Annotated in this window: 25 protein-coding genes; 9 read left to right on the forward strand and 16 right to left on the reverse strand. The window is 63.5% G+C overall.

Annotation, left to right across the window (positions count from 1 at the left end; all coding sequences use genetic code 11):
* Positions 1-29 precede the first annotated feature (29 nt).
* On the forward strand, positions 30-1,055 hold the full coding sequence (locus tag QD356_RS11910; RefSeq protein ID WP_192837527.1) for a zinc transporter ZntB: 1,026 nt from the start codon (positions 30-32) through the stop codon (positions 1,053-1,055).
* Between the two features lie 52 nt (positions 1,056-1,107).
* Here the strand turns inward: QD356_RS11910 and QD356_RS11915 are convergent, their stop codons facing one another.
* On the reverse strand, positions 1,108-1,431 hold the full coding sequence (locus tag QD356_RS11915; protein ID WP_054555551.1) for a SelT/SelW/SelH family protein: 324 nt from the start codon (positions 1,429-1,431) through the stop codon (positions 1,108-1,110).
* A gap of 353 nt (positions 1,432-1,784) precedes the next feature.
* Here QD356_RS11915 and QD356_RS11920 point away from each other — a divergent pair, with 353 nt between their 5' ends.
* The 5 genes from QD356_RS11920 (at position 1,785) to QD356_RS11940 (ending at position 7,829) form a co-directional block, all read left to right on the forward strand.
* Positions 1,785-3,092 (forward strand): MFS transporter, encoded by a 1,308-nt coding sequence (locus QD356_RS11920; RefSeq protein ID WP_225996357.1) that lies wholly within the window; start codon positions 1,785-1,787, stop codon positions 3,090-3,092.
* Positions 3,093-3,352: 260 nt separating this feature from the next.
* The gene (locus QD356_RS11925; RefSeq protein WP_192837525.1) at positions 3,353-3,793 is read left to right on the forward strand and encodes a PAS domain-containing protein; all 441 of its coding nucleotides are present in this window, start codon (positions 3,353-3,355) and stop codon (positions 3,791-3,793) included.
* Between the two features lie 299 nt (positions 3,794-4,092).
* Positions 4,093-4,338, forward strand: a complete 246-nt coding sequence (locus QD356_RS11930; protein WP_192837524.1) for a hypothetical protein — start codon at positions 4,093-4,095, stop codon at positions 4,336-4,338.
* Between the two features lie 193 nt (positions 4,339-4,531).
* Positions 4,532-6,193, forward strand: a complete 1,662-nt coding sequence (ettA, locus tag QD356_RS11935; RefSeq protein ID WP_043331392.1) for an energy-dependent translational throttle protein EttA — start codon at positions 4,532-4,534, stop codon at positions 6,191-6,193.
* Positions 6,194-6,479: 286 nt separating this feature from the next.
* Complete coding sequence (locus QD356_RS11940) at positions 6,480-7,829, forward strand: DUF2254 domain-containing protein (protein ID WP_279877927.1); 1,350 nt, start codon at positions 6,480-6,482, stop codon at positions 7,827-7,829.
* Between the two features lie 173 nt (positions 7,830-8,002).
* Here QD356_RS11940 and QD356_RS11945 read toward each other — a convergent pair whose 3' ends face one another.
* The 14 genes from QD356_RS11945 to ftsB form a co-directional block, all read right to left on the reverse strand.
* Positions 8,003-8,164: a DUF1328 domain-containing protein gene (locus tag QD356_RS11945; RefSeq protein WP_043331394.1), complete on the reverse strand. Its 162-nt coding sequence runs from the start codon at positions 8,162-8,164 to the stop codon at positions 8,003-8,005.
* Between the two features lie 431 nt (positions 8,165-8,595).
* Positions 8,596-8,979, reverse strand: a complete 384-nt coding sequence (locus QD356_RS11950; RefSeq protein ID WP_043331395.1) for a hypothetical protein — start codon at positions 8,977-8,979, stop codon at positions 8,596-8,598.
* Positions 8,980-8,987: 8 nt separating this feature from the next.
* A complete protein-coding gene (gene lpxL / locus QD356_RS11955) occupies positions 8,988-9,905 on the reverse strand; it encodes an LpxL/LpxP family Kdo(2)-lipid IV(A) lauroyl/palmitoleoyl acyltransferase (RefSeq protein WP_054555555.1) in 918 nt (305 codons plus the stop codon).
* A 60-nt stretch (positions 9,906-9,965) separates the two neighbouring features.
* The gene (gene alr, locus QD356_RS11960; protein WP_192837522.1) at positions 9,966-11,117 is read right to left on the reverse strand and encodes an alanine racemase; all 1,152 of its coding nucleotides are present in this window, start codon (positions 11,115-11,117) and stop codon (positions 9,966-9,968) included.
* A gap of 395 nt (positions 11,118-11,512) precedes the next feature.
* On the reverse strand, positions 11,513-12,883 hold the full coding sequence (locus QD356_RS11965; protein WP_107336201.1) for a TolC family outer membrane protein: 1,371 nt from the start codon (positions 12,881-12,883) through the stop codon (positions 11,513-11,515).
* A gap of 383 nt (positions 12,884-13,266) precedes the next feature.
* Positions 13,267-14,244, reverse strand: a complete 978-nt coding sequence (rpoS, locus tag QD356_RS11970; protein WP_043331399.1) for an RNA polymerase sigma factor RpoS — start codon at positions 14,242-14,244, stop codon at positions 13,267-13,269.
* Between the two features lie 61 nt (positions 14,245-14,305).
* Positions 14,306-15,559, reverse strand: coding sequence for a peptidoglycan DD-metalloendopeptidase family protein (locus QD356_RS11975; protein ID WP_225996310.1), 1,254 nt, complete (start codon positions 15,557-15,559; stop codon positions 14,306-14,308).
* A complete protein-coding gene (locus QD356_RS11980; protein WP_242007677.1) occupies positions 15,552-16,505 on the reverse strand; it encodes a DUF368 domain-containing protein in 954 nt (317 codons plus the stop codon). The genes QD356_RS11975 and QD356_RS11980 overlap by 8 nt, the downstream gene beginning before the upstream one ends.
* A complete protein-coding gene (locus tag QD356_RS11985; RefSeq protein WP_054555732.1) occupies positions 16,502-17,158 on the reverse strand; it encodes a protein-L-isoaspartate(D-aspartate) O-methyltransferase in 657 nt (218 codons plus the stop codon). The genes QD356_RS11980 and QD356_RS11985 overlap by 4 nt, the downstream gene beginning before the upstream one ends.
* A gap of 184 nt (positions 17,159-17,342) precedes the next feature.
* Positions 17,343-18,089 (reverse strand): 5'/3'-nucleotidase SurE, encoded by a 747-nt coding sequence (surE, locus tag QD356_RS11990; protein WP_043331401.1) that lies wholly within the window; start codon positions 18,087-18,089, stop codon positions 17,343-17,345.
* Positions 18,090-18,140: 51 nt separating this feature from the next.
* Positions 18,141-19,298: a tRNA pseudouridine(13) synthase TruD gene (locus QD356_RS11995; RefSeq protein ID WP_225996309.1), complete on the reverse strand. Its 1,158-nt coding sequence runs from the start codon at positions 19,296-19,298 to the stop codon at positions 18,141-18,143.
* 10 nt (positions 19,299-19,308) lie between these two features.
* Complete coding sequence (gene ispF / locus QD356_RS12000; protein WP_276315245.1) at positions 19,309-19,809, reverse strand: 2-C-methyl-D-erythritol 2,4-cyclodiphosphate synthase; 501 nt, start codon at positions 19,807-19,809, stop codon at positions 19,309-19,311.
* Between the two features lie 91 nt (positions 19,810-19,900).
* Positions 19,901-20,692: a 2-C-methyl-D-erythritol 4-phosphate cytidylyltransferase gene (locus tag QD356_RS12005; RefSeq protein ID WP_225996308.1), complete on the reverse strand. Its 792-nt coding sequence runs from the start codon at positions 20,690-20,692 to the stop codon at positions 19,901-19,903.
* A complete protein-coding gene (ftsB, locus tag QD356_RS12010; protein ID WP_054555736.1) occupies positions 20,689-21,063 on the reverse strand; it encodes a cell division protein FtsB in 375 nt (124 codons plus the stop codon). The genes QD356_RS12005 and ftsB overlap by 4 nt, the downstream gene beginning before the upstream one ends.
* A 153-nt stretch (positions 21,064-21,216) precedes the next feature.
* Between ftsB and QD356_RS12015 the strand changes: the two genes are divergently transcribed.
* Positions 21,217-21,528, forward strand: a complete 312-nt coding sequence (locus QD356_RS12015; RefSeq protein WP_192837521.1) for an NGG1p interacting factor NIF3 — start codon at positions 21,217-21,219, stop codon at positions 21,526-21,528.
* 52 nt (positions 21,529-21,580) lie between these two features.
* On the opposite strand, the gene QD356_RS12020 is transcribed toward QD356_RS12015, so the two are convergent.
* Positions 21,581-22,165, reverse strand: coding sequence for an NUDIX hydrolase (locus tag QD356_RS12020; RefSeq protein ID WP_054555560.1), 585 nt, complete (start codon positions 22,163-22,165; stop codon positions 21,581-21,583).
* Positions 22,166-22,307: 142 nt separating this feature from the next.
* Here QD356_RS12020 and QD356_RS12025 point away from each other — a divergent pair, with 142 nt between their 5' ends.
* Positions 22,308-22,937, forward strand: a complete 630-nt coding sequence (locus QD356_RS12025; protein ID WP_054555561.1) for a CoA pyrophosphatase — start codon at positions 22,308-22,310, stop codon at positions 22,935-22,937.
* 225 nt (positions 22,938-23,162) lie between these two features.
* Positions 23,163-23,828 carry a 2OG-Fe(II) oxygenase gene (locus tag QD356_RS12030; RefSeq protein ID WP_192837520.1) on the forward strand — a complete coding sequence of 222 codons (666 nt, stop codon included), beginning with the start codon at positions 23,163-23,165 and terminating at the stop codon, positions 23,826-23,828.
* The last annotated feature ends 33 nt before the right edge of the window (positions 23,829-23,861 follow it).

The raw sequence follows: 23,861 nt of genomic DNA on the forward strand, positions 1-23,861 counted from the left end.
AGCCGCGCCACCAAAAAGGAATTTCGTGAATGACTGATGCCACTGATCCGCAAGCCGCGCCGACACCTGCGCCCTTTGCGGAAGATGCCCCGACCACGGCACTGGTCAGCGCCTATCGCCTGGATGGCAAGGGCGGCGCCAGCCTGCTCGATGACGACAGCCTGCGCGAGCAATGGCAGGACCCAGAAGCGCTGATCTGGATGCACCTCGATTACACCCGCGGCGACGTCAATGATTACCTGGACGACCTTGCCCGGCTGGATGAGCCGAGCATCGAGGCCCTGACCGAGCTGGACACCCGCCCGCGCGTGGCGCGCTTCGGCGGCGGCATGGTCACCACGCTGCGCGGCATCAACCTCAATCCCGGCGCCGCGCCGGAGGACCTGCTGTCACTGCGCCTGTGGATGAGCCCGACCCGCCTGATCACCCTACGCCGCCGGCCGTTCCAGTCGATCACTCAGGTGCGTGAGCAACTGGAAGCCGGCCAGGGCGCGGAAAGCATCTCCTGGCTGTTGGCGATGATCAGCGATGCGCTGGTCGATCGCGTGGCGGAGCTCAGCCATCGCCTCGATGAGCAGCTCGCCATCATCGAGGAAGACCAGCTCAATGATGTCGAGATCGACCCCGATGACATTACCCGCCTGCGGCGCCCCCTGATCACCCTGCGACGCTTCATGGGGCCACAGCGCGACTGCTTGGCACAACTCTCCCAGGGGCCGTTGTGGATCGATGAACAGGCGCGTCTGGACCTGCGCGAGATCGCCAACCAGCTGTCGCGCTACGTGGAGGATTTCCAGGCCATGCAGGAACGCGCGCTGATCATCCATGAACAGCGCATGAGCGAGCACAACGAGCAGCTCAACCAGCGCATGTATCTGTTGTCGGTCATCACCGCCGTCTTCCTGCCGCTGGGCTTTCTCACCGGGCTGCTGGGGGTCAACGTCGGCGGCATACCGGGCAGCGACAGCCAGTGGGGCTTCGCTGCCTTCGTCGGCATCACGCTGGGCGTGGTCGCGATGCAGATGTGGCTGCTCAAGCGTAAGAAGTGGTGGTGAGCGCGCCCATGGCGTAGCGGAGCTGCTTATGAGCGCTACTTACAAGCGCTGCTTACGAGCCCTGCTCACGACTGGCGCGGTCGATATGGCCCAGATCGCGCTCAGGGTCGAGGACATCACGCACGCGCTGCTTGAGATCACGACTGTCGGGGAAGCCGCCGTCGCGCTTGCGCTCCCACAGTACCAGCCACTCCGAATCAGGAGTGGCCTGGCACAGCACCTCGAAATGGCCGCCGTGACTCGGCGCCAAGGCCACCTCACCGAGGTCTTCTCCGAAGGTGGACAGCAGTTCCTGTGCATACCAGGCCGCTCGCAACAGCCAGTTGCAGCCGGTGCAGTAGTGAATCCGGACTTTCAGCGTGGATGCCTGATCCATGGTGGTGCCTACTCCAATCAATGATGTAATGATCACTTCACTGCACTGTCGCGCAATGGTCAACACCAAAAACCTACACACAAACTGTACATAAACTATACTCGGCGCAGTCATTCCTTCAGTGACGTCGCACTGCGATCGATCCTTCTTCAACCGGCAGCACGGGCGTGATCTGCATCACGACTTCCCGTACACGACGCCGATAGCGGAGCCCTGGCCACATGTCACCCCTGTCTTCCTCTACCGAGGCCTCCTCACCGTCAGACGCTCAAGACCGCGAGACTGAGCGGGAGTCTGCAGACAAAGCCCACGAGAGGCCGTCGGGCAGCGGTCAGAGTCGCTTCTTCGAGCGCATGACCGGCGATGAAGATTCGCGCATGTGCAAGGACATCTCCGAGGATGCCTGCCACCAGCAACCCGGCAATTTCTGGCGTCACCTGCTGGCCTCGCTGGGTACCAAGCTGGCCGACGAGATGGCCAGTGCGCGGCTGGTACTGCCGTGGCTATTGGGGTTGATCGGGGCGCCGGTGTGGATGGTGGGGCTGCTGGTGCCGATTCGCGAGGCGGGCGCCCTGCTGCCTCAGCTGCTGGTGGCAGGCTTCATTCGTCCACTGCCGCAACGCAAGTGGGTGTGGGTCGCCGGGGCCTCCATCCAGGCCTTGATGGCACTGGGGCTGGTGATGATCAGCCTGCTTGCCGAGGGCAACTTCGCCACGCGTCACGGACTCGATGGCACCCTCGCGGGCAGCCTGGTACTGATCCTGTTGATCCTGCTGTCGCTCGGGCGCGGGGTGGCCTCCATCGCCACCAAGGACGTGCTGGGCAAGACCATCGCCAAGAAGCGCCGCGGGCGCCTGATGGGCTGGAGTGGCAGTGTGGCGGGGGCGATGACCCTGCTGGCTGGTGTCGCCTTGATGCTGCTGGGCGAGCAGCCCGGTCAGCAGGTGCTGGCGATACTGATGGCCATCGCGGCGCTGGGCTGGACACTCAATGCCCTGTGCGCCGCCATGATCCGCGAGGACAGCGGTGCCACCAGCGGCGGCGCCAATGCCTGGGAGACAGTGCGTGACGGGGTCATCCAGCTCAAGCATGACGCCGCCTTCCGCAACTTCAATCTGGCGCGCGCCCTGCTGCTCTCAAGCGCGCTGGCACTGCCGTATATCGCCTTGCTCGGCCAGCAGCAGAGCGGTGAGAGCCTGGGCGGACTGGGCGTGCTGGTGGTGGTATCAGGACTGGCCGGCATGCTGGCCAGCCCCATCTGGGGCAGGCTGGCCGACACCTCCAGTCGCCGCGTGATGCGCAACGCAGGGGCCGGCGCCGCCGTCTGCTGCGCCCTGGCCGGCAGCATGGCCTGGTGGCCACTGGCGCTGGCCGACAACATCTGGAGCTACGCACTGGTCTACGGGCTGCTGGTGATCGCCCACGCCGGTATCCGCCTGGGACGCAAGACCTACGTGGTCGATCTCGCTACCTCTGACAATCGCGCCCTCTACGTCGCGCTCTCCAACACCCTGACCGGCGTGCTGATGCTGGTGCTGGGGTTGTTGATCGGCGGGCTCGCCCAGTGGTTGGGCAGTGAATGGTTGCTGATGATTCTGGCGGTCGTCGCGGCCTGTGCCGCGCTCTGCGCGCAGCGCCTGCCAGAGGTGGAGGACGACTGAGCATGCCGGGGCGGGCGTGACGGCTCCCCTGTTACTCCCCTTCCCCCTTTCTAGCTGATCGACTCTCACGCTGACAGGGCCTGACAACGATGTCGGGCCCTGTCACATTAGCGGCTGCGATTGCATAAGCCGCGTCTCCCCGCCATAGTGAAACCGATCATGGTGCTGGAATGTCCGGGCACACGGACAGGCACCCTATACCCGTACTCTCGGGCTCGGTCTTCATGGCCGGGTTCTTAAGCCGCAAGGATCAGAGTCAGATGAAAAGACCCCACATGATCAGCCCCGAGCTGCTCGAGAGAGTCGTGAATGCCTCGGACGATGGCATCGTGGTGGCGGAACAGGAAGGCGATGAGAACATCCTGATCTACGTGAATCAGGGCTTCGAGCGCCTCACCGGTTACAGCGCCGACGAGATTCTCTACCGCGATTGCCGCTTCCTGCAGAATGATGACCGCGATCAGCCGCAGCTGGACAACATCCGTGCCGCGCTGCGCGACAAGCGCCCGTGCCGCGAGATACTGCGCAACTATCGCAAGGATGGCAGCCTGTTCTGGAATGAACTTTCCATGACACCGGTCTTCGATGAGCATGACAACCTGCAGTATTTCGTTGGCGTCCAGAAGGATGTCACCGGCCTGATGAACGCCAAGGAAGAGCTGGAACGCCTGCGCGCGGAGCATCCCAGCGAGTCCAATTGAGCGCCGGACGCTCAAGGCCGCTGAGTGAAGAACGGTCACTGAAGAGCAGTCACTGAAGATCAGATGCCGCATGGCACCATCAACGCCCACCCCACCGGTGGGCGTTGTCGTTGTGGGCCTCTCGCCAGTGGCAGTTGGCGAAAGCCCTGACGAGCTGAGCGAAAGGCTTGTCATCCTCGTCAACGGGCGGTATATAGCCAGAGAGCCTTCGGCGCATCGCCGCTGGCGGTGCCCGGTATCACAGGCCAGTCCAGGCGCTGGATATCGGGTAGGTCGTTCCAAGATCGTGAGGTCCGCCCATGGCCCGTGAACAATTCCTCGATGATATCGATGCCACGGCACTCGCCGAAGACAGCCCCACCGATGTGGACTTCGAGCTGTCGCCCTCTAGCGCACCTGCCAAGCCACAACGCAATGACTCCCGCCAACGCCTTGAAGCCCTGCTCGAGGAGCGCGCCCTGGCTCGCTCCATCCGCGAAGGCTGGGACGATGAAGCCGACGACGATGATCTGATCGACGCCAGCGACTGGAGCGAAGAGGAGTAAGCTCGCCGCCAGCGGCGTGCAGGGGAAGGGATACCAGGGAACGGACAGGCCATGGAAGGGGTCGACGTCAGGACAGGGAATGTCATGCAGTGAGTCGCCGCGCTCGCCTGGCACAGGGTGCCCGGCTGGCCAAGCGTGACGCCGGGCACTATCATCTGCGCGTCATTCCATTCTCCAACCAAATTGGGATTCCATGGCGCAATACGTCTATACCATGAACCGGGTGGGCAAGGTCGTTCCCCCGAAGCGCGAGATTCTCAAGGACATCTCGCTGTCCTTCTTCCCGGGTGCCAAGATCGGTGTGCTCGGTCTCAACGGCTCGGGCAAGTCCTCGCTGCTGCGCATCATGGCCGGCGTCGATCAGGACTACAACGGCGAAGCACGTCCCATGCCGGGTCTGAATGTCGGCTACCTTCCCCAGGAGCCGGAACTGGATGATTCCAAGAACGTGCGCGAGTGCGTGGAAGAATCCCTGGCCCACATCAAGAACGCCCAGACCGAACTTGATGAAGTCTATGCCGCCTACGCCGAGCCGGACGCCGATTTCGACGCCCTCGCCGCGCGTCAGGCCAAGCTGGAAGACCTGATCCAGGCCTCCGACGCCCACAACCTCGAGCGCAAGCTGGAAGTGGCCGCCGAAGCACTGCGCCTGCCGCCGTGGGATGCCAATGTCGGCGTGCTGTCCGGTGGTGAGCGCCGCCGTGTCGCACTGTGCCGTCTGCTGCTCTCGAGCCCGGACATGCTGCTGCTGGACGAGCCGACCAACCACCTGGACGCCGAATCCGTCGCCTGGCTGGAACGCTTCCTGCACGACTACTCCGGCACCGTGGTCGCCATCACCCACGACCGCTACTTCCTCGACAACGTCGCCGGCTGGATTCTCGAGCTGGACCGTGGCCAGGGCATCCCCTTCGAAGGCAACTATTCCTCGTGGCTCGAGCAGAAGGACGCTCGCCTGCAGCAGGAAGCCAAGCAGGAAGCCTCGCGCAACAAGGCCATCCAGCAGGAGCTCGAGTGGGTTCGTCAGAACCCCAAGGGCCGTCAGGCCAAGAGCAAGGCGCGTCTCAACCGCTTCGAGGAAATGCAGTCCGGTGATTTCCAGAAGCGCAACGAGACCAACGAGATCTACATTCCGCCGGGACCGCGCCTGGGCGACAAGGTCATCGAGCTGCACAACGTCACCAAGCGTTTCGACGACAAGCTGCTGTTCGATGATCTGTCCTTCACCATCCCCCAGGGTGCCATCGTCGGTATCGTCGGCGGCAACGGTGCGGGCAAGTCCACGCTGTTCAAGCTGGTGACCGGCAAGGACACCCCGGACAGCGGCGAAGTCGTGCTGGGCGAGACCGTCAAGGTCGCCTACGTCGAGCAGCTGCGTGATGGCCTGGAAGACAATCAGACCGTCTGGGAAGCCGTCTCCGGCGGTCAGGACATGCTCAACATCAATGGCCATGAAGTCTCGTCGCGCGCCTATGTCGGCCGCTTCAACTTCAAGGGCACTGACCAGCAGAAGCGTCTGTCTGATCTGTCCGGTGGTGAGCGTGGCCGTCTGCAGCTGGCCCAGACCCTGAAGCAGGCTGCCAACGTGCTACTGCTGGATGAGCCGTCCAACGACCTGGACATCGAGACCCTGCGTGCACTGGAAGAGGCCCTGCTGGCCTTCCCGGGCTGCGCGATGGTCATCTCGCACGACCGCTGGTTCCTGGATCGCATCGCGACCCACATCCTCGCCTACGAGGGTGACTCCAACGTGGTGTTCTTCGAAGGCAGCTATACCGAGTACGAAGCGGACTATCACGCGCGTGTCGGCAACGATGCTCCCAAGCGCATGAAGTACAAACGTATCGACGCCTGATGAGCCGGCGGGGTCAGCCACGCTGATCGACGCAAGCCGCTAGACGCCCTCACCGGTCATCCGGTGGGGGCGTCTTGCCATCGGGCCCTGCTGTTCGTTCCAGCCTGCCCGCTCTGTTCGCCTTGTTCAGCCCTGTTCTGCTTCTTTCCTCCCCTCCTCACCCCCTGACCCCTCCTGCCAGCACGTCACGCTGACTTGCAGTGCTCGGCGCGAGCCGTCATAACAGGAACTTGCCAATCCATCCGCTCGGGAATCGTCTATGAATCGCTGGCTACAGCAACCCCTCATGTGGCTGCGAACCTGGACCACCAGCATCGCCTATCTCCCCAGCATGCTGGCCATGGTCTATACCCTGCTGGGACTGATCTCGGTGATGCCCTCCGGGCTGCCGGACCCTTCCTCGCTGCCCAATAGCGACTTTTTCGAAGCACTGACCTTCAAGCAACATGACACCCCGCGCACTCTACTGGCGGCGCTGGTCGGCGGCCTGATCTCGCTGATGGTCTTCAGTTTCACCATGGTGATGAGCGTGCTCACCCAGGCCGGCGCGCAGTTCTCCCACAAGCTGCTGCTGGGCCTGGTGACCGAGCGCCATCACCAGCTGGTACTCGGCCACTACCTGGGCAGCCTGCTGTTCCTGCTGGTCAACCTGATGGTGCCCAATACGGGAGACTCCCCGACCCTGTGGCGCTCGCTGGCGGTCTATCTGGGCGTGCTGATGATGGTCAATTGCCTGGGGATGTTCGTCTACTTCATCCATCAGGTCTCGCAGTCGGTGCAGATCAACGCCGTCGCGCGGCGCCTGTCCGGCCGCACCCGCCTCTCGCTGGAGCGCCTGCGTCAGCGCAATCGTGACGATGGCTTCTGCGAGCGCGAGGTCGGCCGTGACGACGACCAGTGCCAGCTGCTACGGGCACGCCGGCGCGGCTACATCCAGCAGGTCGACTTCTCGGCGCTGCGCCAGCTGGCCATCAAGCATGACATGGTGGTGCATCTGGATTTCGCGCTGGGCGCCTTCATCGTCAGCGGCATGCCCTTGATGCGCATCGAGTGGCCCAACGGCCTGCCAGAGGGCGCGACGGCGGGGGAAGAACTCGATGAAGAGCAGCAGGCCGAGTTGATCAAGAACCTGCGTGCCGCGCTTGGCTATCTGGATGGGGAGTCCGTCGAGGACCTGCACGAGCACGGCCTGACCCAGCTGATGGAAGTCGCCATCAAGGCGCTGTCGCCCGGCATCAATGACCCCGGCACGGCACGGCTGTGCATGCACCAGCTGACGGAGCTGCTCAGCGAGCGCATGTCGGTGCCGCTGTGCAACTGTTGCGTGGATGATCACAAGGCCGTTCGCGTCAGCTGGCAGATGGAGTCCTTCGCAAGCCTCCTCTACCGCGCCATCACGCCGATTCTGCATTATGGCCGTGATGACCTCTCGATCTGTCTGGCCCTGCTGGAGCTGTTGAAGACCCTGTCGCTGATGGGCGCGCAATACGGCCATCTGGTGCTGCTGCAACAGCATGCCGACAAGGTGGTGGAGGCGATTCTCGCCCAGGCCGAATTCGAGGTGGATCGTCGCTTCATCGAACACGGCCTGCAGGCCGGTCACCATCGTCTGAACCTGCCCAGCCCTCAGTGGTAAAAAAGGCCAGCGCCTGAACGAGCAACGCCCGCGACGGTCGATCACCGTCGCGGGCGTTGCTGTCTCTGAGCTCTACTATTTCTAAGCCGTACTGTCTCAAAGCCGTCTATCCGATCACGTGATGGCTTGCGGCCTGTTGCCGTCAATCTGATCCGTGGCAGGAAGCCAGAGCCTCACGGCTTGCGGCGGCTCTTGAAGAAGGACACCAGGAACAGCACCAGGAAGATCACGAACAGGACCTTGGCGATGGTCGCTGCGGTGCCGGCGATACCGCCGAAGCCCAGTACGGCGGCAATGACAGCGACGATCAGAAAGATGATGGCGTAGTTGAGCATGTCAATTCCTTATGTCATGTGAGAATTGTCGCGGCGGAGTCAGCCCCTGACGGATGACGCCTCAGGCGCACTCCAAGCGACTGAAAGCGGCGATCAGGAGGCGTGTCAGCCACCTGACTCGTTATTGCCAAGATGGTAATAAACTAAAGCTTTGTCAACATGATGTCGCACTTCAGTAAAAGAATTTGCCTCAGCTCTTCTGATGGGTTGAAAGCCTGCTCCGTCATCCGCACGTCTTGTCATAGGCACACGACAGGCGGCACTCGGTTGACCGCACGCATGCAGCTCGGGCAGGTGATGTTGCTTGTCGGGTGCCGCTTTACACAGCAAAGACCCCCGTTCGGCGAGATGCCGAACGGGGGTCTTTGCTGTGTGCATCACTCGCGTCATCCCCCTGACAGCGGCGGATGATCGATGCCAGGGGTGACGGTCTACAGCGCGGCGATCAAGGCCTCGGCGTAGGCGACGAGATCGGGCTCGCTCATCACCTCGACGCGGTTCAACCCACTGTCGAGGCTCGCCGGCTGGCCGTGGCGAACCAGCAAGGTACGCGGATAGCCCGCACCGCCGATGCGCTCACTCAGCTGTGCATGAGCATCGCTGAGATAGACCCCACGGGTCTGCTGCACGCACAGGGTCACCAGTGGCAGACCGCCACGGGCAAGCGCCGCCTCGAAGGCGGGCAACGCCGGACGCTGACGCTCGGTGCAATCCGGGCACCATTCCGCGACCTGATTGAGCACGAAGGTATCGCCAGCGGCCAACCGCGCTTCCACCTCGGCCAGGGTGACGTGAGAAGAGATGTCGTTGCTCATGGTTCACCTCAGTACAGGGACGGATCGGTTTTCTCGGGACGTGTCTTGAAGCGACGGTGCAGCCACAGATACTGCTCGGGATGCTTGCGGATCGCCCCTTCGATGAAGGCGTTGATGCGCGTGGCATCGGCGACATCATCGCCACTCGGGAAGTTGTCCAGCGCCGGCAGATACTCCAGCGTATAGGTACGATTGTCCGGATTGCGGTGGAACATCAAGGGCATCACCGGCGCGCCCGTCATGCGGGCGATCTTGGCCGTCAGCTTGATGGAGGCGGCATCGATGCCGAAGAACGGCGCGAACACGCTGACCTCGCGGCCGAAGTCCTGATCCGGTGAATACCACACGCCATGGCCGCTCTTGATGCGACGCACCACGCCCCGCAGGTCGTGACGATCGATGGCGATCCCGAAGATGCGATTGCGCGCACGGGTCATGAAGCGCTCGAACAGCGGGTTGTCATGGGGGCGATAGACGACATCGGCCGGGAAGAACAGCGAGTGCAGTGCGCCGCCCAGATCCAGGGTCGAGAAGTGGATGCCCACGATGAGCGCCCCCTTGCCCTGGGCCATGGCGCGCTCCATGTGCTCCTGCCCCTTGAAGGTCACGCGATCACGCATGTGCTCAGGATCACGACACCAGCCGGTGGCCGTCTCGAAGATACCGATGCCGTTGGCGTGGAAGGTCTTGCGTACCTGACGCGCGCGCTCCGCCTCGCTCCACTCGGGAAAGCACAGCTTGAGGTTGGTGTCGGTGATATGACGACGACGCTTGCCGAAGCGCCATGCCAGCTCACCAAGGCCACGCCCCAGCCACAACTTGGCGCACCAGGGCAGATAGGCCGAGGCCTTCATGGCACCGATGCCCAGCCAGGTCAGCCAGTAGCGGGGGTGTGCAAAACTCTCGGGATAGCTCTTCTTGGCCATGACTCTCTCGTTCGACGGGCAACGGCGGCCATTGTAGACCGCGCGAGCCTTGCCGTCAGGTCAGGCGTGCGTATCCAGCGGCTGAGCGCTGGCCAACTGCGCGACACCCGTGTCGTCCGCCACACTGCCAACGCCGCCATGATAGTGTCTGGGCACGCGCGGCAGCAGCCCCGTCAGCAGTGTATAGCTGATGGTGTCGCAGCTGGCGGCGACGCGATTGACCTCAAGCCCCTCGCCCCACAGCACCACACGTGAACCGACACCCGCCTCGGGCAGGTCCGTGATATCCACCGTCAGCATGTCCATCGACACCTTGCCGGCCAGCACCGTTTCCTGACCATCCACCAGCACTGGCGTACCATCCACGGCGTGGCGATCATAGCCATCACCATAACCGCAGGCGACGACACCGATACGCGTCGGACGCGTCGCCACGAAGCGCCCCGAGTACCCTACCGGCTCGCCGATGGCGATCTCACGCACGGCGATGATGGCCGAAGACAGCGTCATCACCGGCTTCAGGCGCCGACTGGCATCATTGGCGCCTTCCAGCGGGTCTGCCCCGTAGAGCATGATTCCCGGGCGGTTCCAGGCCGCATGCGTCTCTGGCCAGGCAAGCGTCGCCGGTGAGTTGGCCAGACACAGCGGCAGCTCCGCCTGGGCCGCCAGGGCTGTCACCGCCGCCATCTGCTGCTGGAAGTAGTCCGGCGTCAGGCTGTCAGCACTCGCGAAGTGCGTCATCAGGTGCAGGTCACGCGCCTTGCCACTCGCCTCGAGGCGCGCCTTGGCGTCCAGCACCTGCTCGGCCGTGAAACCGAGACGATGCATCCCCGAGTCGAACTTGATCCAGCAGGACAAGGGCTGCGCAAGCTCACTCTGTTCGAGGGCCGCCAACTGCCATTCGCTGTGGATGGCGCACCAGAAGTCATGCTCGGCCGCCAAGGCGTACTCCGCGGCCTCGAACACCCCCTCAAGCAGCACGACCGGATGAGAGATGCCGCCCGCCCGCAGCGCCAGCGCCTCTTCAATCGTGGCCACCGCAAAGGCGGGGGCGAGATCCGCCAGTGCCTGCGCGCACGCCACCGCACCATGCCCGTAGGCGTCCGCCTTGATCACGGCCAGGGCGCGCGAATGCGGCGCCAGCTCGCAGGCCAGCTGATAGTTGTGACGCAATGCATCGAGATCAATATCAGCGCGCAGTGGGCGGGACATGAAGGGACTCCAGGGTGATCGGTGAAAATGACAGACAGCAGAGCAAGCCCCTCAATTATTTTCCATCATCGCCGTCAGGTCACGCTGAAAACCACCAAACTTTCCCCAAATTACCGATAGAAACCACTGCCTGCTAAAACACATGCAGGATTTTCATCCGAAACAACCGCAAAACCGCCTGCATCGAGGCCGCGCTGCCCTTGCGCGCTGCTTTTTCGGCGCCCTGCTGTCTGACCATCACTTGCCTGGTGAATACTTGCCTGGTGAACACATGCATGACGATCAGTGGCCTGACCCACTGATGCCCTAAAACGCATGCCCCAAAACGCATGCACCCCCGCAGGCAGGGCCTGTGGGGGTGCATGCAGCACGTGGCGACAGCCAGCGCAGGACGATCAGGGCGTCGCGTTTTCCAGCTCGTCGGAGCTCTCATCATTCAGCACCAGGGACACCTGACGATCTGCCTTGAGGCTCTCGTTGAGGTCACGCACGCTGTTGATATCGATGATACCTGCCGCCTGACGCAGGTTGAGCAGGTCGAGCACATAGGTGTAACGCGAAGAGGCGTAGTCCGCCAGCGCCTGATACAGGGCCTGCTCGGCGTCCAGCACGTCGACGATGTTACGGGTGCCGACTTCATAACCGGAGCGAGTCGCTTCCAGTGCGCTGCGGCTGGAGACGATCGCCTGCTTGCGCGCCTTGACGGTCAGGACGTCGCTGCGCACCTGGCTGTAGAGCGAACGCACGCTCTGGGTGGTGGAGCGCTGCTGGTCGAGCAGGTCGTACTGGCTCTGCTCGAGCAGATGGGTGCTCTGACGTACCTGGGCGGAGGTGCGGCCACCGGTATAGATCGGCAGGGAGGCCTGGATACCGATCTGGTTGTATTCCTGATACCCCCCGGCAGTATCGATGTCGGTTTCATCGTAGGAGTAGGTCGCGAAGGCGCCGACTTCCGGCAGGTGGCCTGCGCGGGAGGTCTTCACATCGCCTCTGGCGACATCGACACCCTTCTGGGCAGCACCGATCAGCGGGTTGTTGGACAATGCCATCTCGACCCACTTGCCGCGGCTGGCAGGCACCGGCGCTTCGATCGCCAGATCTTCTTCCAGACCATCGATGGAATCGTACTGCTGGCCCGTCAGCTGCTGCAGGGCCTCGAAGCTGACCTGGAGATCGGCTTCGGCCGCGATGCGCTGGGCACGCGCGTCATCGAATGATGCCTTGGCTTCCTGCACATCCGTGATCGCGATCAGACCGACCTCGAACTGCTGATTGGCCTGGTCCAGCTGGCGGGAGAAGGCCTTTTCCTGAGCGATGCGCGCATCGAGCACATCACGATTGTTCAGGATGGTGAAATAGGCAGACGCCACATCATAGAGCAGCTGCTGCTGATCGGAATCCAGCAGCAGTTTCTGCTGACGGGTGGTGTCCTTGCTGGTCGCGAGCTCATACCAGTCGGCAGCATCGAACAGCTGCTGGTTGACGTTGACCACGATATTGCTGTCGGTGTAATCGCCTTCGGTGCCGCTCTGGGAATTGCCGGTGACATCGGTACGCGACACGGTCCCCGTGGCAGTGATCTGGGGCAGCAGGTCAGCAAGCTCGATACGCTCATTGTCCTCGACGCTCTGATAGAGCGAGCGAGAGGAGGACAGGCTGGCGTTGTGGGTCAATGCATCACGCGTGATGTCGAGCAGATTGGCAGCCTGAGCCTGGGTCGCAAAACCCATCGCCAGCACCAGTGGCAGTATGCGAATGTTGGCCATGTATGCGTTGTTCCTGATCAGTGACAGTCGTGACCTGCATGGCGCCTCGAAAGCACCAGGACAAGGTAAAAGGTAGCTCACACATCGGCTGGACTACTGCCTCAGCCCTGCTCAAGCGGGTCGTGGAAAAAGTGGCCTTAGTCTAATCGTCGCTCTTTTGGGCGTCCAGTTAGTTGGCTAACTTTATTGCACGATACAGCGTTTCCAAATTGACAACAGTGCCATGGGGTACCCTGCACTCGAGCGCAGTGCGTCAGAATGCCCCCACTCTGCCAGAATAATGATGACACAATATGAAAACGGCCCACTCGAATCACGAGCGGGCCGTTTTCACTGGCAACCTGCATCAGGGTATCGACAGCCATGACGACTGTGCCCGCGCATCATTCAAAGATGGATTCGAGCGTCAGCCCCTGCTTCTCGAGCATGCGCCGCAGCTTCTTGAGCGCCTCGACCTGAATCTGACGCACCCGCTCACGCGTCAGACCGATCTCCTCGCCCACTTCCTCCAGCGTCGCGGCTTCATGACCGCGCAGCCCGAAGCGGCGCACCACCACTTCCATCTGCTTCTCGGTCAGTTCCGCCAGCCACTCATCGACATGCGCCTTGACGTCGACATCCACCAGACTGGACTCCGGGCTGGTGTCATTCTCGTCGGCGATGGTCTCGATCAGCGGCTTGTCGCTCTCGCCGCCCATCGGGTAGTCGACGGATGACACGCGCTCATTGAGCCCCAGCATCTTCTTGACGGTATCGACCGGCTTGTCGAGGAAGTCGGCTATCTCCTCCGCGGTGGCCTCATGATCCAGTTTCTGGGTCAGCTGGCGCGCGGCACGCAGGTAGATGTTGAGTTCCTTGACGACGTGAATCGGCAGACGAATGGTGCGCGTCTGATTCATCAGTGCCCGCTCGATGGTCTGGCGAATCCACCAGGTGGCGTAGGTCGAGAAACGGAAGCCGCGCTCGGGGTCGAACTTCTCCACCGCGCGGATCAGCCCCAGATTGCCCTCCTCGATCAGGTCGAGCAGCGACAGGCCACGGTTCAGATAGCGCCGCGCGATCTTGACCACCAGACGCAGGTTGGATTCGATCATGCGCTGGCGACCGGCGGGGTCGCCCGCCTGTGCCAGACGCCCGAAGTAGACTTCCTCCTCGGGCTTGAGCAACGGGGAAAAACCAATCTCGTTGAGGTAGATCTGGGTCGCATCCAGGCTTTGGTAGTGCTTGCGCTCTTCACGATTCAAGGCGCGTTCGAATGCCGCCTCTTCCGCTTCTGCCTCAAGCGTATCGTCGTCCTCCTCGACATCCTCAAGGGACAACTCAACCTCAGCCTGATCGATATCCTTTTCCAGCATGCTCATGTCGATACCCCGTTGTCTCTGGTCTGGTGCCAGGAACTTGTTGTTGTGGCAGCGGTGGGAATCAGCGTTTAGGCAGGAATTTCAGTGGGTCCTTGGGCTGCCCATCCTCGCGAATCTCGAAGTGCAGCTGCGCACGTTCAGCGTCAGTGGCTCCCAGAGTGGCGATGACCTGTCCGGCGTCGATCACATCGTTCTCTGATACACGCAGAGTGTCGTTGTGGGCGTAGGCGCTCAGATAGCGGTCGTTGTGCTTGAGAATGATGAGGTTACCGTAACCACGTACCCCGCTTCCGGCGTAGACCACGATTCCCGGCCCTGCTGCCTTGACAGGTTGCCCCTTTTGACCAGCGATATCAATGCCGCCGGTGACACTCTCGGACTCGCCGAACTTGCCGATGATCTCGCCTTGCGTAGGCCACTGCCAGTCAACGTTTTTTACCGGAACATAGGTCTTCTTGGCCGGTGCAGCCTTGGCGGTTTCGCCAGCGACGTTGGTGCCCTTTTCAACCTTGGCAGCCTCATTTTTCACGCTAGTGGCCGCTTTCTCACGCTCTGCTGCGGCGGCAGCGGCGGCTTGCTCGGCCTTTTCCTTGGCAGCCTTGCGCGCCTCGGCCTGGGCGGCGGCCGCACTGGCAGCTGCCTCGCTGGCCGTCTGGCTGGCTGTCTGTGTAGCAGAGCTACTGGCCTGCGCAGCACTGCTGCTGGCCTGCTCTGCGCTGTCATTGGCTGAGTTGCGCGCCGTCTCGGCGAGCGCCTCTTCACTGCCTTCCTGGTAGACAGGCCCCAGCCCGGCAGCCGCCGCGGCACCGGTGGCGGCCGATGACACGCCACCCGAGCCGGTCGTCAGCGACTGGGCCTGGCTGGTGCGCTGTTGCTGCTGAGCCATGGCGGATTCATCCGGCGCCAGCCAGTCAGGCAGCTCGCTGCCGCCGGCGATCGAGCTGTCGCTGCCCCCGCCCATCGGCGTGGCAACGACGCCACCACTCGAGGCGACGCTCGCACCGGAAGAGCCCGCCGCACTGGCCGGCAGCTGGGTGTTGGGATCCAGTCGCAGCGTCTGCCCCGGCTGCAGGGTATAGGGCGGATTCAAGCCGTTCATGCGCGCCACATCCCGGAAATCCTGGCCACTCTGCCAGGAGATGCCATACAGGGTGTCACCGCGCTGAACGGTATAGGTGTCGGAGGTGATACGCGCATTGCCGGCGTTGAGGTCCTGAACCTGCGGGCGAGTGGTCGCCGTGCTGCAGGCTGTCAGCGCACCCAGCGCCAGACCTGCCAACGTCAGTTTGATTCCCTTGTCCATCCTGTCACGCATGTTCCTGCTCCTTGCGGGAATTGCTGGAGTCGTCATCCGGGCCGGAGCGCTCTCCGGCAAACCAGACAAGCAATACGCCGGCCAGCATCAGGGCGAGTGCCGCCCACAGCTGGGCAGGCTCACCGGTCACACTGGTGTAGGTATCCGGCATCATGAAGTGGTAATCCAGCGGAACCTGTTCACCCTTGGGTCCCAGACGATAATCGGTGATGGTGCGCCACGGCCACAATACCGGCAGCGAGCCGAGAATGAAGCCCGTCAGCAGCATCAGTGTCGCGGTGTGATGATGACGAAACAACCATGACAACAAACGCGAGAAGGTGAATAGCCCGATGGCGCAGCCGCTGCCGAACAGCACGATCAGCTGCAGATCGAAGCTCTTGATGCCAGTCATCACCGTGCCGTAGAGGCCCATGGTCAGCAACAGGAAGCTGCCGGAAACGCCCGGCAGCAGCATGGCACTGATGGCGATGGCGCCGCCGACCACCAGCACCCAGGAGGCATCGGTGGCGGCAGGCAACAGGCTGGGCAACTTGCTGGCCAGCACCAGCCCCAGCGCCAACCACACCAGATAGCCCATTCGGAAGGTGGTGATACGCCGCGCGACCACCACCCCGGAGCACACCACCAGGCCAAAGAAGAAGGCGTTGAGCAGCAGCGGCTGCGCCTCCATCAACCAGGTCACCAGATGCGCCACGCTGATCAGGCTGGCGAAGATGCCAGCGACCAGCGGCAGCAGAAAGGCCAGATTCAAATGCTGCCACAGCGCCTTGAAGCCCTGCTCACGCCATACGCCGATGGCGGAGGGGCCGAAGCGCTTGATGGACTCGATCAATTCTTCATAGATGCCGGTCACGAAGGCAATCGTGCCGCCTGATACCCCGGGCACGGCATCCGCCGCCCCCATGCCAGCGCCCTTGAAGAACACGCTCAAAGCTCGTTTCACCTGATCACTCCCTCGAGCAACGGCACGAAGCGCACGGCCTCGAACCGCTGAATATCCTGAGTGTCGCCGACGTGGCGCACTCGTGTCAGCCACTGACGATCACTGTCGTCCTCGGCCAATGGCACGATCATCACCCCCTGCGGGGCCAACTGCTTCAACAACGCCTGCGGCAGATGTGGCGCGCAGGCGGTCACCACGATCAGATCAAATGCCGAGTCATCGTCCTGCCAGCCATGCCCACCATCGGCATGGCGCAACTCGACATTGTCGAGCCCGAACCAGCCAAGGCGTTGAGCGGCCCTGGCGTGCAGCACGGCGATGCGCTCGAGCGAAGACACCCGAGCGAACAGACGCGCCAGCAGCAATGTCTGATAGCCCGAACCGGTGCCGACCTCCAGCACCCGACACTCCTCGCGCGGGCGCGGCGCTTGCGCCAGGGCAAGCTCGGTCATGCGGGCATGCATGTAAGGCTGGGACAGGGTCTGCCCCTGCCCCAGCGGCAGCGCGGTATCTTCATAGGCACGGTGCGCCAGCGCCTCATCGAGAAACAGATGACGCGGCTCACTGGCCATCAGCTCCAGCACCCGCTCATCGCGAATGCCGGCGTCCTCCAGGCGCGCCACCATGCGGTCTCGCGTGCGCTGGGACGTCATGCCGATACCGCTCAGCTGCGCCGTGTCCGGTCGCCTGAGATGCAAGGGCCCGGCGATTCCCGCTGCGCTGTCTGACTGCGCAAGCGGGAAAGCGTTCTGATACACGTCCTTCATGGTCTTGATTCATATCCTTCGAACGAGGACTTCACAGCGAAATCTTGAGCCTTGGCTGGCGCTGTATCGCTCAGGTCAGCGCCTCGAGCCACTGCGCCACATCGTGACGCGCCCCATGGGAGGTGAGATCCGTCATCAACGGCGTGATGGACACATAGCCGGCCGCGATGGCGGCGAAGTCGGTGTCATCGCCATCATCGATGCCATCGCCGGCCAGCGCGATCCAGTAGCGGGTACGGCCACGCGGGTCCTTGACCTCGATCGGGGCGCCCGCCGGGCCACGGTGGCCCTGACGCGTGACGCGAAAACCGCGAATCTCGCTCCACGGCACATCCGGCACATTGACGTTGAGCAATGAGCGCGGCGGCAATGCCAAGGTCTCGGCCGCGCCGACGAGGCTCGCCGCAACGCGTCCAGCGGTCTCGAAGTGGGTCTTGCCGCACAGTGACATCGCGATCGCCGACATGCCCAGCGAGCGCCCTTCCATCGCCGCCGCCACGGTGCCGGAATACAGCACGTCATCGCCCAGATTGGCACCATGGTTGATGCCGGAAATCACGATGTCAGGCTTCTCGTCCCAGACCCCATTGACGCCCAGGTAGACACAATCCGCGGGTGTGCCGTCGACGCTGTAGAAGCCGTTCTCCATCGCGGACAGCAGCAACGGCCGACTCAGCGTCAGCGAGTTGCTGGCCCCTGAGCGGTCACGGTCCGGCGCGACCACACGAATGCGTGCCTGCCCGGCCAGCGCGTCATGCAGCGCCTTGAGCCCCGGAGCGTGCACGCCATCATCATTGGAAAGCAGAATCCTGCGCATCATCTCACTCCTTTGCGAATCATCGGATAGTCGTCATGTCGCCTGGCGGCACTACAGCAGCGGGTGGGCGATCAGCTCACGCAACAGGCCCGTCGCGAAGCTGCCGCGCGGCAGATCGAAGTGAAGCCAGACACTGGCCTCGCTGCCTTCGGTTTTTGCCTGCTCTGGCGTGATATCCCACTCCAGGCGCGGTTTGCCGGGCATCAGGCGCAGCGGACGACGCTCCGCCTTGACGCCTGCCTTCTCGAGCCCCTCGCACAACTGCGGCCAACGCGTGGCCAGGACCTGCTCGAGCTGGGCGACCTGAGCATGAGCCTCCGCACGCCCGGTGCCCCACAGCGGGCCAGTGGGATGAATATCGCCACTCGCCAGGCGCTGCGCCAGCGTCTCGGCCGACTCGCTGCCGTCGGTGACGAAGCGCGAGCCCGTCCCGTTGAGCGCAAACACCTCACCGCTCAACGCCGTCGCCCAGCAATTCGCCTTGAGGCGCGCGGCCAGCACCTCGTTGAACAGGAAGCTGCGCGCGGTCGACAGCAGCATGCCGCTGCGGTCATCGCGTTTGCGCCAGCCACGCACCAGCACGGCACGTGCCCGGCCGAGATTATGTCCCTGATGGCCGAAACGCTGCGGCCCGAAATAGTTGGGCACACCATCACGTATCAGCGTCTGCCAGCGCACCTCGAATTCGGGATGCGCAACGGCCTCACCACTGACACGCAGCGCGAAGCGGTTGCCGCGATGCACGCCACGCTTGAGCTTGCGCGGATGACGCACGCTGGCCAGCACGCGGACGCCCTTCTCGGCCAGCGCATCGCTGAGATCCTGCGGCGCTTCACGCCCGGGCAACCACACGGAGATCCACTGCTGGGTGATCGCCTGCTTGTCCTTGAGACCGGCCACGCCGATGTCGCGCGGCGCGACCTCACACAGGCTGGCCAGTTCACGGCACAGGTCATCGGTGGTCAGGCCGCGTTTCTCGACCCACAGCCACTGATGCTCGCCGTGGCCTTCGGGCACGAAGTCCATCAGCTCGGTGACCCGGAAGTCCTCCGGCGTGTGACGGAAATCGCCTGCTCCCAGCGGGCCGCCATGCGCATGCGGCCAGCGCTGCATCAATTCGGCTTCCTTGACCCACGCCTCGCTGCCCGCGGCGTCCAGCGCTGTCAGCGCCTCGGCAAACAGCGCATCCGCCTCGGGCGACTCAGACATGTCATTCACTTTAGACATGCTCGGCTCCGACCGCGGTCGGCAGCGCGCCCAGCAGCACCACCGCCTCGGCGGCGATGCCTTCCTTGCGACCGGTGAAACCGAGCCGCTCGGTGGTGGTGGCCTTGACGTTGACGACCGCCAGCGGCACGCGCAGGTCTTCGGCGATCACTTCCCTCATCGCCTGGATGTGCGGCGCCATCTTCGGCGCCTGCGCCATCACGGTGAGATCGACATTGCCGACCCCGAAACCGGCGGCATTGACCAGTCCGATCACGTGGCGCAGCAGGCCACGGCTATCGGCGCCGGACCACTCGCTGTCGGTGTCCGGGAAATGCTTGCCGATATCGCCCATGCCACAGGCGCCGAGCAGCGCATCACACAGTGCATGCAGCAGCACGTCACCGTCGGAGTGCGCCACGAAGCCATGCTCGTAGGCGATCTTCACGCCACCGATCATCAGGTGATCGCCATCGCCGAAGCGATGCACATCAAAGCCGTGGCCGATGCGCAGGGCCATCGGCACATGGCCAGCCTGCGGGGAAGAGGTCGCGGATTGCGCAGAGGAAGTGGCAGCAGCGGGTGTTGCAGATTGCTCAGTCATGTCAGGCAGACGTCCGGGGGCTATCGGGAAGCGCCTCGCGCGCGGCCAGCAGCAGGCGCGCCATGGCGAGGTCTTCCGGATGGGTGATCTTGAGATTGTCGCGGGCGGCGGCGACCAGCACGGGGGCACGGCCACAGGCCTCCAGTGCCGAGGCCTCATCCGTGATGAGCGCGGGGTTCTCCCCAAGCGCTTCACGCAGCGCCCGTCGCAACAGGCCCAGCGGGAAGGCCTGCGGCGTGAAGGCATGCCACAGGCCGACGCGGGATTCGGTGTGCGCGATGCTCGGCGCACGCTCTTCATCGCCATCGCCATGCGGGCGGGAGTCGCCGGCCGGCGCGGCGCGCTTCATGGTGTCACTGGCGGGGGCCGCCAGGATGGCGCCATCGGCACTGCGACGAGCGGTCGCGACCAGCGCATGGATATCGGCTTCGCGAACGCAGGGACGCGCGACATCGTGCACCAGCACGAGGTCATCGTCATGGGCGTGGCGGCTCAGGCAATCCAGACCCGCCAGCACGCTGTCGGCACGCTCGCTGCCGCCATCGGCGCGCAGCCAGTCCTGCCACGGCACCATCGACGGCGAGAAATAGCCATCATCGGCGCCCAGCACCAGACAGAGCCCTGCCTCAGGCAGCGCGCGCTTGAGCGTCGCCAGCGTCGCCTCCAGCACGCAGCCGCCGGGCGACAGCTCCAGATACTGCTTGGGGCGGTCGGCCTGCATGCGACTGCCCACGCCGGCGGCCGGCACCAGATACCACAGACGGGGCTCGCGCGAGGCGTCTGTCGGCATCATGGCGTGATCACCTTGGGCAGCCCGCCTTCCAGGCCCTTGCCCTCCAGCGCACCGTCCGCCACTTCATCGGGTGATGGCGCCTTGCGTTCCGGTACCGCGACATTGGGCACCCACAGGAACTGCTCGTCCTTGCGCACCATGCCGAGGTCATTGCGTGCACGCTCCTCGATGGCCGCCAGACCATTCTTGAGGTCGACCACTTCCGCACCGAGTCGCTGATTGCGGTTGTCCAGCACCGCATCTTCCTTGGAAAGCTGCTGCACGCGTGCGCGAATATCGAATAATTCGGTGATGCCATTTTCGCCCCACCACAGCCGATACTGGAGCAGTGCCAGCAGCAGCAGCAGTGAGATATTGATCCATTTGAGCATGGCGATGTCCTTGGCCGTTGCAGCGCGCATTATGCCATCATCCGGGAGCGTGACGCAGGCACTGCCAGCATCCGTTGCCACGCTTGACGCACCCCTGTCGATCAGGGCCACCTGATGACAGCGCCCTCTCACCCTTCTGCCAGGAGTCATCCGATGTACAAGCTTGCGTTCTTCGTCCCGGAGAATGACGCCGAACACGTCAAGGAAGCCGTCTTCGCCACCGGTGCAGGGCGCATCGGCGACTACGAGGCCTGCTGCTTCGAGACACGCGGCACCGGCCAGTTTCGGCCACTGGCCAGCGCCAATCCGCATATCGGGGCCTGCGGCACGCTGGAGCGCGTCGCCGAACTGAAGATAGAGCTGGTATGTGACGATTCGCTCATCGCCGCTGCCGTGGCGGCGCTGCGCGACGCCCACCCCTATGAAGAAGTCGCCTTCGATTGCTGGCGACTGGAAACGTTCTGACCCCGCGCACCCCGAAGAACGAGGCACGCGAGGTCAGCAATGGCCAGACGATCTAGCTCGCGGGCAGGAAGGTGGTGTTGAAGAAGTGCTCGCGGGTTTCCAGGTCGATCTGCTCGAGATGCAGCGGGAAATGCTCGTCACCCTCGCCGTGGCGGCGGTCCTCGAAGTAGCGGCGCAGCGTCACTTCCATGGTCGGGAAGGCCAGCGACTGCCAGGGGACCTCCTCCTCGGCGAACAGCGCCACCTCGAGACTCTCGACGCCCGCCGAGTAGTCGCTGATCAGCTCGGCCCGAAACAGCATGTAGACCTGATTGATGTGCGGCAGGTCGATCAACGTATAGAGCCCCTGCAGCTTGACCTCGGCGCCGGCTTCTTCCCGCGTCTCGCGGGCAGCGGCGTCGCTGGTGGTCTCGGCGTTCTCCATGAAGCCGGCCGGCAGGGTCCAATAGCCCAGGCGCGGCTCGATGGCACGCCGACAGAGCAACACCTTGCCATCCCGCACCGGCAGGGTGCCCGCGATGATGCGCGGATTCTGATAATGGATGGTGCCGCAGCTATCACACAGGTAGCGCAGACGATCATCGCCCTGCGGCACTGCCAGACGCACCGTTTCACCACAGTGACTGCAATAATTCATTCGCTCTCCCATGAAATCTCAAGGCGCCCTTCAGTGACATCCCGTCTCCGCTTCCTCGCTGCGCGGTGGGCCCAGCGGCATGGCAGTCGCCTTGACCGCCAGGACCCTCGCGCCACATGATGAATGCCTACGAGGAAACGACATGCTAGAAGCCCTGCGCCAACGCCTGCAAGCACATCAACCCCTTGCGACTGACCACCAGCTACCACGCGCCGCCGTCCTGATCGCGCTGATCGATCGTCCCGAACCGACGCTGCTTTTGACGCGGCGTGCCAGCCATCTCAGCCAGCACCCCGGCCAGGTGGCCTTCCCCGGCGGCAAGGCCGAACCCGATGATAGCAATCTGTTGGCCACCGCGCTGCGCGAAGCCGAGGAAGAGGTCGCGCTGCCGCCCAGCGCCGTGGAGGTCTTCGGCCAGCTGAGCGACGTGATTTCCCTGCACGGCATGCGCGTCACGCCCTTTGTCGGGCGCATTCCCGCTGACCTGCCGCTGCGCGCAGACCCCGGCGAGATCGAGCAGATCTTCGAGATGCCGCTGAGCATGTTGCTCAAGGACGAGCGCGAGCATACCGACGTGATCACCGTCGGTGACGAGACCTGGTACGTGCCCAGCTATCGCGTGGCCGACCAGGTGCTGTGGGGGCTGTCCTCGATGATGCTGGTCGAACTGATGGCCATCGGCTTCGGCCATGCCGTGAGCCTCAAGGCAGCGCCACCGCCTGGTGCCCCGCTGCGCCATCTGCCGCCGCGCCCGGTGCCGCCTCGGCCCTGAACCTCAAGGCCCTGAACTCCTGAGTTCCTGAGCTCCTGAGCAGCTGAACCAGACAAGGTGTGTTCCCGCCGAGCGGCTCGCCATTCCCCTGATGTCATCGCCCGGATGGCATCGCCCTGATGGCATTGCACCGCTGCCATTGCCCCGACGATATTGCACCGACAATGGCACTGGACTATAACTCCTCGCCCACGATGCCACGCCACTTCCCGTTCGGAGCGCCTGATGCCCGCTGCACCTGCACCCGCCCCACTGCTGGACCCTGTCGCGCTGAACCTGCTGATCGATGAACTGGTCGAGCATGGCTACAGCGTGCGCCCCGACTTCCTGCCGCGTCAGGTCATCCGTCAGCTCAATGACGAACTGACGGAGCTTGAGACGCGGCAGCAATTGATGGCGGCGGGTATCGGGCGCGGACGCGAGCATGATCTGCGCCCGGACATCCGCGGCGACGCGATTCGCTGGCTGGACCGTAATTCACGCGCCCAGCGCGCCTATCTGGAAGCGATGAACGTGCTCAAGGATGAGCTCAACCGTGCCCTCTATCTGGGGCTGTTCGAATATGAGGCCCATTTCGCCCACTATCCGGTCGGCAGCTTCTACAAGAAGCATCTCGACAGTTTTCGCGGCCGCGGCAATCGCCTGATCTCCAGCGTGCTCTATCTCAATGAGGACTGGCCGCGCGATGGCGGCGGCGAGATCGTGCTCTACGACCCCGAGGATGACAGCCGCGAAATGGCACGCGTCACCCCCGAGGCCGGCACCTTCGTGTGCTTCCTCTCCGAGCAGATCCCCCATGAGGTGCTGCCGACGCATCAGGCACGCGCCAGTGTCACCGGCTGGTTCCGGCGCAACAGCTCACAGGGCAACCTGGTCGATCCCGCACGCTGATTCCCGGGCGGGAAGGCCCGGCCAGACAGGTCT

Origin of the sequence: Cobetia sp. 2AS (assembly GCF_029846355.1) — a bacterium.
Taxonomy (GTDB): Bacteria; Pseudomonadota; Gammaproteobacteria; order Pseudomonadales; family Halomonadaceae; genus Cobetia; species Cobetia amphilecti.